Origin of the sequence: Microbacterium sp. 69-7, assembly GCF_001897985.1 — a bacterium.
Taxonomy (GTDB): domain Bacteria; phylum Actinomycetota; class Actinomycetes; order Actinomycetales; family Microbacteriaceae; genus Microbacterium; species Microbacterium laevaniformans.
Map to the genome: position 1 here is coordinate 41243 of NZ_MKRU01000084.1, position 15540 is coordinate 56782.

The window sequence follows — 15540 nt, forward strand, 5'->3', positions numbered from 1 at the left end:
GTCGTCTCAGGCCCCGCGGCGAATGGCCGTGACCAGGGGCCGCGATGTGAGCAGCGACAGGCACACCAGCACGATCCCGGCGAGGAACGTCCCCACGATCACCACCATCGAGATCGGAGCGATCAGCACCGTCAGCCCCACCACAGGCAACGCCAGAGCGACGCCGACGAGTGCGCCCCCCACCGCCGCCCATCGCAGCGGCACGATGACGGTGAGCGCGCGGGCGCGGCGCAGTTCGCGCCCCGGCATCCCCAGACGATCCAGGCCCACGATGAGCTCGCGGTCCTCGAGCGTGGACGCGGCCTGTGTCACCCCCACCGAGCAGGCGAGCAGCGCGAAGCCGACGCCGAGCGTCACGAGCACGCCCGTGCGCATGTCGGCGAACAGCACGGCCTGAGACCCCGTCTGCCCGTCGTCGCCGGCGAGCGCCACGAGGCTCGCTCCCGAGCCGCCCACCACCGCGATGACGCCGATCATCGCGATCCCCGAGACGCGGCGCCAGGCCGAGGCCGCGTGCGCCGACAGCTCGCGCCCGGCGATGAGCTGCGCCGCAGACGACGTGGTGCGCGCGAGGCGGCGCCCGCGGGCCGCGACCAGCGGTGCTCCGACGACGTTCACGATCACGAGTGCGACGCCGAACAGGCCCACCAACGCGATCAGGCCGACCGAGGCGCCCTAGACCTGCGCGATCGCGGTGATGTTCGACACCGCCGTCGCCACGGCGACGATCGCCAGGACGCCGAAGACCAGCGCCGTCGTGCGCCGCCGTGGCGGGTCGGTGCGACGAGCCACGCCCAGCGGCGTCAGCTGCACCCGTCGCAGGCTCAGTGCCGCGCTCGCCGTGGCGCCCACGACGACACCCACGACCGCCCCGGCCGCCGCGCCCGCGCCGGTCCAGAGCGCCGCGGCTCCGACGGGGCCGCCGAAGAACGGCAGCAGTCCCACCAGCGGCAGCAGCGCCGCGTACAGACCGACGCCCAGGATGCCGCCGACCAGTGCGGTCGCGCCCGCTTCGACGACCGTCATCGCGCTGACCTCTCCCGCCCCGGCGCCGAGGAGGCGCAGAGTGGCCGGACGGTCGTTGCGTCGGCGCGCCGACAGACGTGCCGCGGCCGCCCCCAGCGTCGCGATCGGCACCGTGAGCAGCACGAGCGCCAGTGCGCTGAGCACGCGGTAGATGATCTGCATCTCCCCGGCGGCGCGCGGGTCGGTGAAGAACATGCCGACGCCGCCGCCGACGACCAGCAGCAGCGCGGTCGTGACGCCGAAAGCGACGATCGGCCGCACCAGCGCGGCGCGGCCTTGCCGCGACGGGCGCGCGAGCATCACGGTGAGGCGGACGGTGCCGGCGACGCTCATGCGGCGCCGCCCGTCGCGACCGTCGCCGAGCCCTGGATGCGCCCGTCGGTCATGCGCAGCGTCCGCGAGCAGCGCGCCGCGACTCCCGGGTCGTGGGTGACGACGACGAGGTCTTCGCGGCGGCCCCCGCGGCGTCATCGGCCCCGGGATGTATCGGCATCCGCCTCCCGGGCGATCTCTGTCGCGCGTCGGGGGTCGCTGCTAGCGTCGCGGCATGGGAGTGGACGGGGGCGAGCCGGTGTTCTTCGCGGATGCCGCGGCCTTCCGGGCATGGCTCGAAGCCCACCACGACACCGCGACCGAACTGTGGATGGTGCGCCGGCGCAAGGGTCATCCCGAGCAGGGGCTGCGCTGGGAGGACGCGGTCCCCGAGGCGCTGTGCTTCGGCTGGATCGACTCGACGAGTCGACGGCTCGACGACGACGCGCGCATCCAGCGGTGGACGCCGCGCACGCCCACCTCCACGTGGAGCGCGGTGAACATCGCCCACGTCGCGCGGCTCACCGTGGAGGGGCGCATGCACCCGGCGGGCCTGGCGGCACTCGAGCAGCGTCGACCGGAGCGCAGCGCGACCTACTCCTATGAAGTGCGCGAAGAGCTCGATGCGGCCGAGTTGGCCGCCATCGCCGCGGTTTCCGCCGCCCACGCGTTCTGGGATGCCGCGACGCCCGGCTACCGTCGGGTCTGCGCGAACTGGGTGCACGGCGCGCAGCGTGCCCAGACGCGCGCTGACCGACTGAGCACGCTCGTCGCGGAGTGCGCGGCCGGGCGACTCATCCCTTCGCAGCGCTACGGCACCCCGCCCGCGTGGCTCGCGCGCGCCGCTGCGGCGGCCGCGGTGCACGGAGAGTCATAACGGCGGCGCGCGGCCGCGTCGTCGACCGTCAGCGCCGGCGCAGCAGCAGCAGCACGCCGTCCTCGAGCGTCCCCGGCTCCCCATCGGGGCCCGTTGCGGCGCGGGTGCGGGTCTCCACGCGCACGGGCTCCCACGCCTCCGGATCGAGGTCGAGCAGTCGCAGCTCCTCCTCCGGGGGCAGCAGCCGTGGGCGTTGCCCGTCCTCTTCGTGACGGGACCACGGCGGCGCGGAGGCGTGCGACACGATCAGTAGATGCCCGCCGACGGCGACGCGCGCGGCGGCGCCGCGCAGGAGCGAGATCCGTGGGAAGTCCGGCTCCCAGGAGCGCAGGAAGCTCGCGCTCACCAGGTCGAACGTCCCGGTCGGCGCCGCGTCCGCACCGCTTCCCGCGAAGAAGGCTATCCGTTCGGCGAGCCCGCGGTCGCGCGCTGCCGCCGCGCCCCGGCGGATGGCCGTCTCCGACACGTCGACCGCCGTCACGGTCCAGCCGCGCTCGGCGAGCCACACGGCATCCGCCCCTTCGCCGCACCCGATCTCCAGGGCCCGGCCGACCGGGAGCGTCGCGGCGAGGTCGGCGAAGGTCGCATTGACGTGACCCGACCAGATGCTGTCGCGGGCCGCGTAGCGCTGCTCCCACGCCGAGGCTCGTTCGCGGGCGCGCTGCGCCAGTGCCAGGTCGCCGTCCTCCACGACCAGTGCGGCATTGACCCCGGCGCCCGCCATCGATCCGGCCGCCATCGCGACGGGAACATTGCCGTAGGGCGCGACGACATTGCCGGCCGCCCACACGCGCGGATGCGAGGTCCTGCCCAGGAGGTCGACCGCCAGCGGCGCCCCGGGATCGTCGGTGCGCGCCAGGCGAAGGGCGTCGGCGAAGGCGAGGTCGATCACCGGCGCCGGCGCGACGAACAGGGCATCGATCGCGTGCGTCTCGCCGTCGGCATCCCGCGCCGCGCGCAGCGCACCGCCCGCACCGTCGAGTGCGACGATCGGTGTCGGCACGATGCGGATGCCGCGCGCCTGCCAGCGCACTCGCAGCTCGTCGTCGAGGGGCTCGATCGCGCCCGTGAAGGCGGTGAGCTCCTCGCTCCACTGCCGAACCAGCTCGATCTGGTGCACGCTCTGCGGCGAGGTCGCCAGCACGCCGAGACGGCTGCCCGCCACCTCGAAGCCGTGGCAGTACGGGCAGTGCAGCACGCTGTGGCCCCACAGTTCGTCGAGCCCCGCGACGGGCGGCAGCTGGTCGCGCACTCCGCTGGCGATGATGACGGCGCGAGCGGTGTCGATCGTGCCGTCGGTGCGCGTGAGGCGCAACACGGCGCCGTCATCGCGGATGCCGTCGACCTCGCCCTCTTCGACGCGCACGCCGTAGCGGCCCAGCTCGTCGCGTCCGCGCGCGAGCAGCGCCTGGGGATCGATGCCGTCGTGGCCCAGGACGCCGTGCATGTGCGCGGCGAAGCGATTGCGCGGGCTGGCGCTGTCGATCACCAGCGTGCGCCGACGCGCACGTCCCAGCATCTGCGCGGCGCTCAGGCCGGCCGCGGCGCCGCCGATGACGACCGCGTCCCACTCTCTGCTCTGCATAGGTCCACTGTGGAAGGTGCGGGTGATGATTGCAAACGAAATTGCGTTATTGGCAAACTGAGGAGATGTCCCACGCTCTCGATCAGGTCGGCGCTCGCCTTCGTGCGGCCCGGCACGCACGCGGCTGGACGCTCGAGGAGCTCGCGACGCCGGCGGGCGTCTCGGTGAGTACGCTGTCGCGTCTGGAGTCGGGCAAGCGACAAGCCTCGCTCGAGCTGTTGCTGCCGTTGACGCGTCGACTCGGCATCCGCATCGACGATCTCCTTCCTACCGAGACACGTGACCCGCGCGTGCACCGCCCGATCGAGCGTCGCGACGGGATGGTCATCGCGCCGCTGACGCTCGAGGACTCGCCGATGCAGGCGCTGAAGATCGTCTATCCGCCGATGGATGCCGCGCCCGCCGCCTGCATCCACGAGGGATACGAGTGGCTCTACGTGCTGAGCGGACGCGTGCGGTTGGCGCTCGACGGCAGCGAGCACGCGCTCGGCGCCGGCGAGGCCGCCGAGTTCGACACGCGGTTGCCGCACTCGATCAGCGCGACCGCCGATGGCCCCGCCGAGGTGCTGAGCATCTTCAGTGCCTCGGGCGAACGCTTCCACACGCGCCTCGCCTGACGGCGAGAAACCACGACCGCCGCGAGAAACCACGCCGGCGCGTGTTTCTCGACGCGGCGATGGTTTCTCGCGGAGGAGGGACGCGTCAGCCGCGGTGCGTGCGGTAGTACGACAGGAGCGCCTGGGTCGAGGCATCCTGCGCAGCCGTCGCGGCCTCGTCCCCCTCGATCGCCGGGGCGATCTGCAGGGCGAGCTGCTTGCCGAGCTCGACGCCCCACTGGTCGAAGGAGTTGATGCCCCAGACCACACCCTGCGTGAAGGTGATGTGCTCGTACAGAGCGACCAGCTCGCCGAGCACGCGCGGGGTCAGCGCCGGCGCGAAGATCGACGTCGTCGGGCGGTTGCCGGGGAACGTGCGTGCCGCCACGAGCGCGCCGGTGGTGCCCTCGGCTTCGACCTCCTCCGCCGTCTTGCCGAAGGCGAGAGCCTTGGTCTGCGCGAGGAAGTTCGCCAGGAACAGGCCGTGCACGTCGCGGCCGCCGTCGTTCAGGTCGTACGCGGGGTTCACGAAGGCGATGAAGTCCGCCGGGATCAGGCGGGTGCCCTGATGGATCAGCTGGTAGAAGGCGTGCTGACCGTTGGTGCCCGGCTCGCCCCAGAAGATCTCGCCCGTGTCGCTCGTGACCGGCGAGCCGTCCCAGCGCACGCGCTTGCCGTTGGACTCCATGGTCAGCTGCTGCAGGTACGCGGCGAAGCGGCTGAGCTGCTGGGCGTAGGGGAGCACGGCGTGCGACTGCGCGCCGAGGAAATTCGTGTACCAGACGTTGAGCAGGCCCATGAGGACCGGCACGTTGCGCGCGAACGGGGTCGTGCGCACGTGCTCGTCGATCGCGTGGAAGCCCGCGAGAAGCTCGCGGAACGCGTCCGGTCCGAGCTCGACCATCAGCGACAGGCCGATGGCGGAGTCGACCGAGTAGCGGCCGCCCACCCAGTCCCAGAATCCGAAGGCGTTGGCCGGGTCGATGCCGAAGTCGGCCACCTTGTCGAGGGCGGTCGAGACCGCGACGAAGTGGTGCGCGACGGCATCCTGCTTCTGCGCGTCGGAGCCGTCGATCGCCCCGGCGGCGGCCAGGCCCGTCCACAGCCAGTCGCGCGCGAGACGCGCGTTGGTGAGCGTCTCCAGCGTCGTGAACGTCTTCGAGGCGACGATGAACAGCGTCGTCTCGGGGTCGAGGTCCTTCGTCTTGTGCGCCAGGTCGAACGGGTCGATGTTCGAGACGAAACGCGCGCTGATCCCCGCGGTCGCATACGGCTCCAGCGCGGTCGAGATCATCGCGGGACCGAGGTCGGAGCCGCCGATACCGATGTTGACGACGTGCGTGACCGTCTTGCCGGTGACACCCTTCCACGCGCCCGAGCGCACGCGATCGGCGAAAGCGCTCATCGCGTTCAGCACGGCCTGCACATCGGCATCCACGTGCTGGCCGTCCACGACGAGTTCGGGCGTCGCTCCGGCCGGGCGTCGCAGCGCCGTGTGCAGCACGGCGCGGTCTTCCGTCGTGTTGATGTGCTCGCCGCGGAACATGGCCGCGAGGCGATCGGCCAGGTGCACGTCGTCGGCGAGGGCCAGGAGCGAGGTCAGGATGCCGTCGTCCACGAGGTTCTTCGAGAGGTCCACGTGCAGGTCGGCGGCGTCGAAGGTCAGCCGCTCGACCCGCGTCGGGTCGTCGGCGAACCAGGCGCGGAGGTCGGGGGCGAAATCCGCGGCGCGTGCGGACAGATCGGCCCAGGCGGGAGTGCGGGTGGCGTCGATGGGAGTGCTCACGCCTTTACGCTAGCGTCCGCGAGCCGGGTGTGCAGACGCGAGTCCTGTGAGAAAGGCATGGCCGGACGAGATCGATGCGCGAGCCCCGGAAACGACGGTGGGCCGGCCGTCCGAGAGGACGACCGGCCCTGCAATCCGTTGCACCGCATTCGCAGGGGGAGAGTCCTGCGTCGCCTCCTCCGGCTCATGGAGTCGGTGTCCGGATTCGGCGATGACTCACGTTATAACGGCCAGGTCACGACCGGAGGCACGTCCGCCGAGTGCATATCGTTCGCATACCGTCCTGCCAGGAAACGGTCCCGTCCTCACGATCGCAGCGAGGCGAACCCTGCCGAGACCGTCAGGCTGATCCGCCGCGGCGAATCCGGATCCACGCGCAGACGGTTCTCCACGTCCCCGGCGGCGGCGTCGGTGGACACGGCGTAGGTCGCGTCGGGCAGCACGAGAGCGAGCCGGCCCGCGCTGAGGTCCGCCGTCAGTGTCCGGGGCGCGGACCCGGTGAGGCTGCCCTCGACGGACCCGGCGCTCAGCTTGAAGCCCGCGCGATCGACTCCGGCGAGATCCACGACGAGTCGCCCGGCGGAGACGTCCGCGGTGAGCGCTGCCGCTCGCCCAGACAGCTCCATCGATCCGGCGCTCACGGTGGCGTCCACCGTCCCGTACGTGCCCTGCACCCGCAGCGCGCCGGCGCTGAGCGTGAGATCGCCGTCGAGGGCGACCCGCTCCAGCGAACGGGGGAGGGTCAGCACCGCGGTGTCGCTGCGCCCGAAGGGGCGGATCGCGCTCCACCACGTACGCTGCGTCGTGACCACGAGCCGATCGCCGTCGCGACGCAGGCGCCAGTCCGCGACGGCACCGTCGACCTCCAGCGACGCGCGGTCACCGCCGTAGACGATGCTCAGATCCGCGGCGGCCACGTCGACGGTGAGGGCGCGTACGTCCGCGGCATCCGCCGTCAGCGTGCCGCTGCCGCGCGCGGCGCCGGCGATCGCGCCGAGCGCCGAGGTGGCGAACGCGCCGAAGATCAGGGCGGCGCCGAGCGCGATCGTCAGGATCGCCACGACGCGGGCCGCCGGGCGTGGGCCGGTCGGACGCGGCGGTCCGTCGGGACGGCCGGCGGATGGCCCGCCCGCGCCGGCGGTCGGCGGAGGCGGTGTGAGGGTGGTGGTCATCGGTTCGTTCCGTTCTCCCAGTGGATGAGGGCGGCCAGCACCCGTCGGTTGCCGTGTTCGTCCTGCTCGAGGTCGAGCTTTTGGAACAGCGAGGTGATGTGCTTCTCGACGCTCGCCTCGGTGACGAACAGCGTCTGTGCGATCGCCTGGTTGCTCTTGCCTTCGGCGATCAGCGCCAGCACGCTGCGCTCGCGTTCGGTCAGCCGCTCCATGCGTGCGTCGCGTCCGCGGCGGGTGAGCAGCTGCGCGACCACTTCGGGGTCGAGGACGGTGGCGCCCGCGCCGATGCGTTCGACCGCATCGAGGAAATCGCCGACATCGGCCACGCGATCCTTCAGCAGGTAGCCCAGCGCCGCGGACTGCGTGCTGATCAGCTCGCCCGCATACCGCTCCTCGACGTATTGGCTGAGCACCAGCACGGCCACCTCCGGATGTGCGGCGCGCAGGTGCACCGCGGCGCGGATGCCTTCATCGGTGAACGTGGGCGGCAGGCGCACGTCGAGGATGCACAGATCCGGGGTGGAGGTGGCCACGGCATCCATCAGCGCCCCGGCGTCGGGGAGCGCGGCGACCACCTCGTGACCGGCGTCGTCGAGGAGGCGCACGAGACCCTCGCGCAGCAGGGTGGAATCCTCGCAGATCAGGATGCGCACGGCACACTCACCTCCAGAGCGGTCGGACCGCCGTGGGGGCTGTCGAGGCGGCTCACCCCGCCGGCTGCCGCGATCCGATGCGCGATGCCGTCGAGGCCGCCGCCGGGCAGCACGCGGGCACCGCCGACACCGTTGTCCTCGACGCGTGCCCAGAGCATCGGCGCGCCCTGATCGACGCCATCGCGTCGGCGCACCGTCACGCGCACCTCGCTGCCCCGCGAGTGCTTGGCCGCGTTGGTCAGCGACTCGGCGATGGCGAAGTAGACCGCGGCCTCGGCCGTGCGGCTGCACCGATTCGACGGGTCCCCGGAGGCATCGGGCAGACGCACGTCGAGGGTCACGGGGACGTGCGATCGTGCGGCCAGGGCGCTGAGGGCGGCATCCAGGCCCCGGTCGTCGAGGACGGAGGCGTGGATGCCGCGGGCCAGCTGGCGCAGCTCGGTGATCGCCGCCTTGGTCGAGGTGTGGGCTTCATCGATCAGCGCCTTGGCCGCGGCAGGATCGCTGTCGATCTTCTGCTGGGCCAGCCCCAGCATCATCCCCACCGAGACGAGTCGCGGCTGGACGCCGTCGTGGAGGTCGCGTTCGATGCGCGTGCGCTCCAGTTCGCCGGAGCGCACCGCGCTCTCGCGCTGCGTGCCGGCGGCGCGGGCCTGCTCCACGAGCACCGCTTCACGGCTCGGCACGAGGACCGCCCGGGTGAGCACCGCATGCAGGAGCGCGGCGCCGATCAACAGCGCGAGGCTGACGATGATGCCCACGATGCCGACCGGGACGGCCGCCTCGATGCCGATCTGCACGTCCGTGGCGGGGATGCGAGCGGCATCCTCGCCGATCAGTGGAGCGAACAGCAGCACCACGCTGGAGGACAGGGCGCCGACGATCGGCAGCACGACGAGCCCGAGGATCGTCGAGATGCCCGCCGAGGCGACGCCGCGCCACATCGGGCCGTCGGTGAACTGCTGCCAGAGGGTGCGCAGCCACCCGGTGAACCCGGGGTGGGCGCTGGGGCGTGCCGTCAGCGCGGGCAGGCCGTACTCGTAGAGGCCGTCGACCCGCGCGTATTCGAGCCATGCGGTGGCCCACGTCGCGTAGACGAACGCCACCAGGAACAGCGCCCCGACCCCGAGAGCGGGAAGGAGCCCGACGCCGAGGCTCAACAGCAGCAGAAGCAGGCTGAAGATCGCGGTGCCCGCCAGCCCCATCGCCGCCAGCTGCGCGATGGCCCCGAGATGGGCGAGGACTCCGACGCGGCGCGCGGGCGCCGTCGGCGCGGGCGGTGGGGGTGCGGCGTGTGGCACGGATGCCGGGGGCAGGGCGGCGGTCTCTGACATGACTCCACGCTAGGGCGCGCCACGGCGCGGACGCAGGGAGCGGTCCCCCGAATCGGGGTGGGGTTATCCCCACCGGCCGGCTCCGCGCCGAGGGAGGGCGTGCGGAAGGATGGAGGCATGACCGTCCGCGACATCCGCCTGATCGCCGTCGACATGGACGGCACGCTGCTGCTGCCCGACGGGTCGGTGCCCGACGGGCTGTGGTCGCTGCTGGGGCGGCTGCGCGAGCGGGGCATCGCCTTCGCCCCGGCCAGCGGTCGCCAGCTGGCGACGCTGCAGCAGACGTTCGCCGCCGTCGACGGCGAGCTCGACTACATCGCCGAGAACGGCGCGTACGTGGTCCGCGGCGACGTCGAGGTCAGCTCGGACGCCGTGGATCCGGCGGTCGCGGCATCCGTCGTCGCGCGCCTGCGTGCCGCCGTCGCGGAGGGGACCCTCCGCGCCGGACTCGTGCTGTGCGGCAAGAGGTCGGCGTACGTCGAGGACACCGCTCCTCGCTTCCTCGCGGAGGTCGAGAAGTACTACGCGCGTCGGGAGGTCGTGGCCGATCTGCTCACCGTGGACGATCAGATCCTCAAGCTCGCGATCTACGACCTCGACGGCGGAGAGGAGCACTCCGCGCCCGCCTTCGCCGATCTCGCCGAGACCCACCGGGTCGTCGTCTCCGGTCACCACTGGGTCGACATCATGAACGCGACCGTCAACAAGGGGGTCGCGCTGCGGGCGCTGCAGGATGCGCTCGGTGTGACGGCCGAGCAGACCGCCGCGTTCGGCGACTACCTCAACGATCTCGAGATGCTCGGTGCCGCGCACTGGTCGTACGCCATGGCCGACGCCCACCCGGATGTCGCGGCCGTCGCGCGGTTCCGGGCGCCCTCGAATGCGGATGCCGGGGTGCTGAGCGTCATCGAGGAGTTGATCGCACGGTGATCATCCGCCGGGCGTAGCGTGGAGGCATGGTCAAGATCCCCACGGTCACCCTGAACGACGGCACGTCCTTTCCCGAGCTCGGATTCGGCACCTACAAGCTGCAGGGCGAGGACGGTGTCGCCGCGATCGAGGCGGCCATCGGCGCGGGCTATCGCCTGCTCGACTCGGCCGTGAACTACGAGAACGAGACCGAGGTCGGCGAGGCGGTCCGCCGCAGCGGCATCCGCGACGAGCTCATCGTGACGACGAAGGTTCCGGGCCGCGACCACGGCTACGAGGAGACGATCCGCAGCGCCCACGCGTCGCTCGAGCGTCTGGGCCTGCAGCGCATCGACCTCTACCTGATCCACTGGCCGAATCCCAGCGTCGGCCGCTACGTCGAGACGTTCCGCGCGATGGTCGACTTGCGAAGCGAGGGCAAGGTCGGCTCGGTCGGTGTCTCCAACTTCACGCCGGCGATGCTCTCCCGGCTGATCGACGAGACGGGCGTGGTGCCGGCGGTCAATCAGGTCGAGATGCACCCGTACTTCCCCCAGGCCGCGCTGCGCGCCTTCCATGCCGCTCACGGCATCCGCACGGAGAGCTGGAGTCCGCTGGCCCGGCGCAGCGAGCTGCTCGGCGAGCACGTGGTCGCCGATGTCGCCGCCGCCCATGCCGTGACGCCGACGCAGGCCGTGCTGCGCTGGCACACCCAGCTCGGCTCGACGCCGATCCCGAAGTCGGCGACGCCGGCGCGTCAGCACGAGAACGCGGACATTTTCGGCTTCATGTTGACCGACGACGAGATGGCCGCGCTCAGCTCCCTGGAGCGGGGTCGTCTGTGGGGCGGAGATCCCGAGACGCACGAGGAGATGTGAACGCCCGCGCGAGCAGGCGGTCGCATCCCACGAAGACATAGCCGACCGCGACGAGCCCCACGGTCAGGCCGCCGATCCACAGCGCGACGCCGCCGACCCCGTGTTTCGCGACGTTCATGAACGGGTACGGCACGCTCGTGCCGCCGGCGAACCGGCCCCCGAAGGCGCCGTAGGTGTACGCGAACGCGAGGTAGGCGAACGGGATGAGCACCCACAGCAGCGGGTCGTAGCGGCGCAGATGACCCTTGGGGACGAACAGCGCCCAGTCGATGATCACGAGGATCGGCGTGACGAAGTGGACGAGATTGTCGGTGAGGGTGAACGGCCGGTAGGTGCCCGGCTGGGTGAACAGCGCGGGCGCGAGCACGAAGAGGTAGACCAGCATCGTGACGGTGATCGTCTGCATCACCGCCGCCGCCGCCCGGGGCGACGGGGTCGACGTTCCGCTCCAGCCGGCGTGCTGCGCATCGCGGAGTGTGGCGAGGGCGGAAAGGACCATCCAACCCAGGCACAGCACGTTGCTCAGCACCGTGTAGTACAGGAAGGCCGACCAGTTGGGACTCGCCGTCCACAGCCCCGACACGCGGGCGATGCCGATCACGATCACGAGCGCCGCCACGGCGCGGTAGCCGAAGGCGAGGATGCGTGAGCGCGCGATCATTCGCTCATGTGAGGGCTCACGCTCACAGTTGCGCGCCGTCGTCCCACGGGTCCTCGAGCTCAGGCGTGCGTCCGCGCCACGATTCGTACGCGATGAGCCAGCCGATCGAGCAGCACGTTCTGCATGATGAGTCCGAACAGCACTCCCGAGCCGAGCAGCACCACGGTTCCGATCAACCAGCCGATGCGGCCGCGTGGCCATCCTCTGTGGGGCATGGCACCAGCGTAGAAGGTCGGCCCGGTGTCATCGCCCGCGGTGGTCCTCCGGTGCGAAGCGGGGACCGCGGCGCGGTTCGAGCCGGCCGCTCAGCCCGATCAGTCTGATCACGCGTTGACGGTGCCCACGCCAGGGCTCCAGCAGCTCGAGCATCCCGTCGTCGTCGACGCGGCGACCGGTCAGGGCGTAGCCCACCTGGTGGGAGAGGTGGTAGTCGCCGACGCTGACGGCATCGGGATCGCCGAAGGCGCGGATGCGCATCTCCGCGCTGGTCCACGCCCCGATGCCGCGGAGGCCCGTCACGGCGCTGTCGGCGGATGCCGGGTCGCGAGCGGCCCGCTCGATCGAGGTGCGCCGGGCGGCCGCCTGCACGATCGTCCGCGACTGCGGCGGTTCGAGTCCGGCGCGGTGCCACGTCCAGCTCGGGATGAGGTGCCAGTCGGCCGGGGGCGCGAACATCGGCCGGGGCGTCGGGCCGGGTGCGCGCTCGCCGCACCAGGTGAGGATCATCCGCCAGGCGCCGAAGGCCTGCAGCCCCGTCACCTTCTGCTCGAACACGGCGCTGATCAGCGCGTCGAAGACGAGGTCGGTGCGACCGAGCCGCAGATCGCCATGCCGGTGATGGGTGTCGGAGATGAGCGGATGTCGGTGGGGTTCGAAACCGGCCGGGTCGTCGTCGGCGCCGCACAGTCGCGGCAGCTGCTCCAGCGTCCAGGCGGCACCGGCCCCCCAGGCCGCGGCACGGACGCGGTCGCGGTCGATGCGCAACGCCAGGGTCGCAACACCCTCGGGCGTGCGCGTGGCCCGCCAGATCACACCCTGGTGCTCGAGCTGCGACGGATCATGCGCGCCGCGCTGCTGGGGGCGCACGGCGCGCGCGACGTCGGTGGGTACGCGCGGCCGGTACTCGCTTTCGAGGGGTCGAGGGGAAGGCTGACGCGGGTCGCGTGTCGCCGGCGGCGCAGCGCGCAGCGGCATCCTCTCCCGCGTGGTCATGCCGTCACCCTATGTCAGGGCCTCCGACATCCCGACGCGCGCGGCGTGGATGCGGATCAGAAGCGGTCGGGCGAGGGGGCGCCGTGGCCATAGCGGATGACGACGTCGGCGTGGCGGTCGAAGCGGTAGCCGATGCCGCGGACGGTGCGCACGATGTCCTCGTAGCGGCCGAGCTTGGAGCGCAGGCGGCGCACGTGCACGTCGATCGTGCGTTCGCCGGGTGCCTCCTCGGCATCCGCGTGGCTCCACAGCGACGACACCAGCTCGGCACGCTCGATCGTGCGGCCCTCGCGGAGCACGAGGTACTGCAGCAGCTCGAACTCCTTGAAGGTGAGCTGCGCGGTCTCGCCCTCGATGTGCACGCGGCGGCGGGAGATGTCGATCGTCACCCCTCCGGGAACGTGGTCGTCCTCGGGCTCGTCCTGCTTCGTGCGGGCGACGGCGCTCGGCTCGTGGAGCGCGAGGCGCACGACGTCGACGTCACGGCCACCGGCGGACGCGGGCGCCAGGGCGACCGTGGCATAGGTCTCGGCGTGGGGGGCGAGTTCGCCGAGCGTGCGGCGCAGAGCTTCGACGAGCGTGGAGAGCGAGACGCCGTCTGCCGCCGCCTTCGCCTCGTCGATGCCGACGTAGAGAGCGAAGCCGCGCGGCGCGGTGCCGACCGGGACGGTGCCGGTGGCGGGGGTCGCCGCGCTCGCGGCCGGGGCGGCCACGGCGGGACGCTGCGGCACGTCCGAGACGGCGCGCAGGTGACGGACGGGAGCGGGCGAGGCGAGAAGAGCGGTGTTCGACACGGGAATGTCCTTCGGGGCGGAACCCGGGGCGTGCGGCCCAGGAGCGGGTTCGGGTGTGTGTTGCGTGAGGCCCGGTGCGAGATCCGCATCGGATGGGATGCGAGGGCCTGTGCGAGACAGCCGGCGTTCGCGTTGTGCGCGGCGCGGTGCTCGGGGGGTGGCGGCCGGCTGACGGAGGTGGGTCAGCGTCGGCGGGCGCACCCGGCGGGGTTCACCGTCAGTGGCACATTCGGCAACACATGGCAACGCGCGGCATCATCATGATGCCGGCATGTCCGTTCGCCTCCAGGGCGGACAGAGTGCGTGCGTTGTCAGTCATGGGCCTGATTATGACGAATCGCGTCGCGATGTGTCAAACCGCACGGATGCCGCCGTCACAAGATGACGGAATGTGACAGAGTGCATGGTCGTGAACGCCCCGACCACGCCACCCGCCCGCATCCGCATCGTCGGGACCTCGGGCTCGGGCAAGTCGCGGCTGGCGGAGGACGTCGCGGCGCGGATGCATATCGCCCGGCTCGAACTGGACGCGGTGTTCTGGGATGCGGGGTGGACCTACCGCGACCTCGAGGAGGCGCAGGGTCGCGTGCGAGCGTTCCTCGCTGCGCACCCCGAGGGGTGGGTCGCGGACGGCAACTGGAACTCGCGGCTGGGCGGTCTGATGGAGCCCGGCACTCCCGGCGGGGCCGACGTCGTGGTGTGGGTCGACCACCCACGTCGCGTCGTCATGTGGCGGGTGCTTCGACGGACCCTCCGCCGCGGCATCCTGCGCGAAGAGCTCTGGCACGGCAATCGCGAAAGGGTGCGCTCGTGGCTGAAGTGGAAGCCGGAGGACAACATCCTCCGCTGGGCCTGGACGAGCTATCCGGGCATGCGCCGGCGGATGGAAGCACGGATCGCCGCGGGTGACCCCGTGCTGCGGCTGCGGGGCCAGCGCGAGGTCGACGACTGGGTGCGCTCGCTTGCCGCCGTGTAGCGTCGCGCCTGCCCCCTGCGTCCCGGCGTAGCGTAGGGATATGACAGAAACCGTCGACGAGCTGTCGTTCCGCAACGAGCCCGACACGTCGCGCTACACGCTGCGCCGAGGGGATCAGATCGTGAGCGCGCTGGACTACCGCGACGACGGCCGCACCGTCGCGATGACGCGGGCCTACACGGTGCCCGCTTTCCGCGGTCACGGGTACGCGGCCGACGTCGTCGCGCGCGCCGTCGAGGACGTCGCCGCTCGAGGCGATCGCGTCATCAGCCCGGTCTGCTGGTACGTCGCCGACTGGTTCGCGGCCCATCCCGAGCACCAGTCGCTGCTGGCGCCGCCGCGGACCGCCTGAGCCGTCATCGCCTACCTCCTCGGCGCCGGCGCCGTCAAGGGTCTGGTCGGTCGCCGCGCGGCCCCGCACGGTGGGACGACCGACGTGAGGAGAGCCCATGAGCACCGAGCGAGACGAACTCCCGGACGGCGTGATCGATGCCGAGCCGTCGGGAGGCGGGGAGAGCGCGCCGACGCAGGACGAGCCCCGTCTCGAGCTTCATGAGACATCGGATCAGGAGCGCTTGGACGGACTGATCGCCCAGCTGCGCGCCGACGTCGGTGGGCAGAACGCCGCCACCGTCGACAAGGCCGTTCGCGGTCGCCTCGCCGAGACGGGGGTTCCCGCCGAGGAGGAGGTCATCCTCGCGCTGATCGCTGAGCTCGCCGCGGACGAGTCCGCGGACTGAGCGCACGCGGCGGGCGCCTGTCGACGCGC

Annotated in this window: 18 protein-coding genes; 7 read left to right on the top strand and 11 right to left on the bottom strand. The window is 71.8% G+C overall.

The window, feature by feature from the left end:
* Positions 1-6: 6 nt before the first annotated feature.
* Positions 7-648: a hypothetical protein gene (locus BGN98_RS08265; protein WP_288120736.1), complete on the bottom strand. Its 642-nt coding sequence runs from the start codon at positions 646-648 to the stop codon at positions 7-9.
* Positions 649-675: 27 nt separating this feature from the next.
* Complete coding sequence (locus BGN98_RS08270) at positions 676-1359, bottom strand: FtsX-like permease family protein (RefSeq protein WP_288120738.1); 684 nt, start codon at positions 1357-1359, stop codon at positions 676-678.
* 214 nt (positions 1360-1573) lie between these two features.
* Between BGN98_RS08270 and BGN98_RS08275 the strand changes: the two genes are divergently transcribed.
* The gene (locus BGN98_RS08275) at positions 1574-2215 is read left to right on the top strand and encodes a YdeI/OmpD-associated family protein (protein ID WP_288120740.1); all 642 of its coding nucleotides are present in this window, start codon (positions 1574-1576) and stop codon (positions 2213-2215) included.
* Between the two features lie 28 nt (positions 2216-2243).
* Here the strand turns inward: BGN98_RS08275 and BGN98_RS08280 are convergent, their stop codons facing one another.
* Positions 2244-3800, bottom strand: a complete 1557-nt coding sequence (locus tag BGN98_RS08280) for an SAM-dependent methyltransferase (RefSeq protein WP_288120742.1) — start codon at positions 3798-3800, stop codon at positions 2244-2246.
* 65 nt (positions 3801-3865) lie between these two features.
* Between BGN98_RS08280 and BGN98_RS08285 the strand changes: the two genes are divergently transcribed.
* Positions 3866-4417 carry a helix-turn-helix domain-containing protein gene (locus tag BGN98_RS08285; RefSeq protein ID WP_288120744.1) on the top strand — a complete coding sequence of 184 codons (552 nt, stop codon included), beginning with the start codon at positions 3866-3868 and terminating at the stop codon, positions 4415-4417.
* Positions 4418-4502: 85 nt separating this feature from the next.
* Here BGN98_RS08285 and pgi read toward each other — a convergent pair whose 3' ends face one another.
* The 4 genes from pgi to BGN98_RS08305 all read right to left on the bottom strand — a co-directional run bounded on the left by pgi (position 4503) and on the right by BGN98_RS08305 (position 9341).
* Positions 4503-6182, bottom strand: coding sequence for a glucose-6-phosphate isomerase (gene pgi / locus BGN98_RS08290; protein WP_016464266.1), 1680 nt, complete (start codon positions 6180-6182; stop codon positions 4503-4505).
* Positions 6183-6487: 305 nt separating this feature from the next.
* Positions 6488-7354, bottom strand: a complete 867-nt coding sequence (locus BGN98_RS08295) for a hypothetical protein (RefSeq protein WP_016464267.1) — start codon at positions 7352-7354, stop codon at positions 6488-6490.
* Positions 7351-8007: a response regulator gene (locus tag BGN98_RS08300; protein WP_016464268.1), complete on the bottom strand. Its 657-nt coding sequence runs from the start codon at positions 8005-8007 to the stop codon at positions 7351-7353. The genes BGN98_RS08295 and BGN98_RS08300 overlap by 4 nt, the downstream gene beginning before the upstream one ends.
* Positions 7995-9341 (bottom strand): sensor histidine kinase, encoded by a 1347-nt coding sequence (locus BGN98_RS08305; RefSeq protein WP_288120747.1) that lies wholly within the window; start codon positions 9339-9341, stop codon positions 7995-7997. The genes BGN98_RS08300 and BGN98_RS08305 overlap by 13 nt, the downstream gene beginning before the upstream one ends.
* Before the next feature lie 117 nt (positions 9342-9458).
* On the opposite strand from BGN98_RS08305, the gene BGN98_RS08310 reads away from it, so the two are divergent.
* Together BGN98_RS08310 and BGN98_RS08315 are read left to right on the top strand one after the other, a co-directional pair.
* Positions 9459-10271 (top strand): Cof-type HAD-IIB family hydrolase, encoded by an 813-nt coding sequence (locus tag BGN98_RS08310; RefSeq protein ID WP_288120748.1) that lies wholly within the window; start codon positions 9459-9461, stop codon positions 10269-10271.
* A gap of 26 nt (positions 10272-10297) precedes the next feature.
* Positions 10298-11128 carry an aldo/keto reductase gene (locus BGN98_RS08315; RefSeq protein WP_288120750.1) on the top strand — a complete coding sequence of 277 codons (831 nt, stop codon included), beginning with the start codon at positions 10298-10300 and terminating at the stop codon, positions 11126-11128.
* Here the strand turns inward: BGN98_RS08315 and BGN98_RS08320 are convergent.
* Genes BGN98_RS08320 through BGN98_RS08335 form a run of 4 tightly spaced genes read right to left on the bottom strand, consistent with a single transcriptional unit; the run spans position 11067 to position 13795 of the window.
* Positions 11067-11789, bottom strand: a complete 723-nt coding sequence (locus BGN98_RS08320; RefSeq protein ID WP_288120752.1) for a Pr6Pr family membrane protein — start codon at positions 11787-11789, stop codon at positions 11067-11069. The two genes, BGN98_RS08315 and BGN98_RS08320, sit on opposite strands and share 62 nt — an antisense overlap.
* Before the next feature lie 59 nt (positions 11790-11848).
* Positions 11849-12004 (bottom strand): hypothetical protein, encoded by a 156-nt coding sequence (locus tag BGN98_RS08325; protein WP_288120754.1) that lies wholly within the window; start codon positions 12002-12004, stop codon positions 11849-11851.
* Between the two features lie 28 nt (positions 12005-12032).
* Complete coding sequence (locus BGN98_RS08330; protein ID WP_016464274.1) at positions 12033-13001, bottom strand: DNA-3-methyladenine glycosylase family protein; 969 nt, start codon at positions 12999-13001, stop codon at positions 12033-12035.
* 56 nt (positions 13002-13057) lie between these two features.
* The gene (locus BGN98_RS08335) at positions 13058-13795 is read right to left on the bottom strand and encodes a winged helix-turn-helix domain-containing protein (RefSeq protein ID WP_005049740.1); all 738 of its coding nucleotides are present in this window, start codon (positions 13793-13795) and stop codon (positions 13058-13060) included.
* Positions 13796-14198: 403 nt separating this feature from the next.
* Between BGN98_RS08335 and BGN98_RS08340 the strand changes: the two genes are divergently transcribed.
* The 3 genes from BGN98_RS08340 to BGN98_RS08350 all read left to right on the top strand — a co-directional run bounded on the left by BGN98_RS08340 (position 14199) and on the right by BGN98_RS08350 (position 15511).
* Positions 14199-14771 (top strand): P-loop NTPase family protein, encoded by a 573-nt coding sequence (locus BGN98_RS08340; protein WP_005049741.1) that lies wholly within the window; start codon positions 14199-14201, stop codon positions 14769-14771.
* 40 nt (positions 14772-14811) lie between these two features.
* A complete protein-coding gene (locus BGN98_RS08345) occupies positions 14812-15123 on the top strand; it encodes a GNAT family N-acetyltransferase (RefSeq protein ID WP_288120758.1) in 312 nt (103 codons plus the stop codon).
* A 97-nt stretch (positions 15124-15220) separates the two neighbouring features.
* Entirely contained in the window at positions 15221-15511 is a 291-nt protein-coding gene (locus BGN98_RS08350; RefSeq protein ID WP_288120760.1) for a hypothetical protein, read from the top strand.
* Positions 15512-15540: the final 29 nt, after the last annotated feature.

Coding starts and splice junctions, on each gene's coding strand:
- BGN98_RS08320 (WP_288120752.1), bottom strand. CDS start 11,789: ATGATCGCGCGCTCACGCATCCTCGCCTTCGGCTACCGCGCCGTGGCG.
- BGN98_RS08275 (WP_288120740.1), top strand. CDS start 1,574: ATGGGAGTGGACGGGGGCGAGCCGGTGTTCTTCGCGGATGCCGCGGCC.
- BGN98_RS08310 (WP_288120748.1), top strand. CDS start 9,459: ATGACCGTCCGCGACATCCGCCTGATCGCCGTCGACATGGACGGCACG.
- BGN98_RS08280 (WP_288120742.1), bottom strand. CDS start 3,800: ATGCAGAGCAGAGAGTGGGACGCGGTCGTCATCGGCGGCGCCGCGGCC.
- BGN98_RS08350 (WP_288120760.1), top strand. CDS start 15,221: ATGAGCACCGAGCGAGACGAACTCCCGGACGGCGTGATCGATGCCGAG.
- BGN98_RS08305 (WP_288120747.1), bottom strand. CDS start 9,341: ATGTCAGAGACCGCCGCCCTGCCCCCGGCATCCGTGCCACACGCCGCA.
- BGN98_RS08325 (WP_288120754.1), bottom strand. CDS start 12,004: ATGCCCCACAGAGGATGGCCACGCGGCCGCATCGGCTGGTTGATCGGA.
- BGN98_RS08285 (WP_288120744.1), top strand. CDS start 3,866: ATGTCCCACGCTCTCGATCAGGTCGGCGCTCGCCTTCGTGCGGCCCGG.
- BGN98_RS08270 (WP_288120738.1), bottom strand. CDS start 1,359: ATGAGCGTCGCCGGCACCGTCCGCCTCACCGTGATGCTCGCGCGCCCG.
- BGN98_RS08295 (WP_016464267.1), bottom strand. CDS start 7,354: ATGACCACCACCCTCACACCGCCTCCGCCGACCGCCGGCGCGGGCGGG.
- BGN98_RS08340 (WP_005049741.1), top strand. CDS start 14,199: ATGGTCGTGAACGCCCCGACCACGCCACCCGCCCGCATCCGCATCGTC.
- BGN98_RS08345 (WP_288120758.1), top strand. CDS start 14,812: ATGACAGAAACCGTCGACGAGCTGTCGTTCCGCAACGAGCCCGACACG.
- BGN98_RS08315 (WP_288120750.1), top strand. CDS start 10,298: ATGGTCAAGATCCCCACGGTCACCCTGAACGACGGCACGTCCTTTCCC.
- BGN98_RS08330 (WP_016464274.1), bottom strand. CDS start 13,001: ATGACCACGCGGGAGAGGATGCCGCTGCGCGCTGCGCCGCCGGCGACA.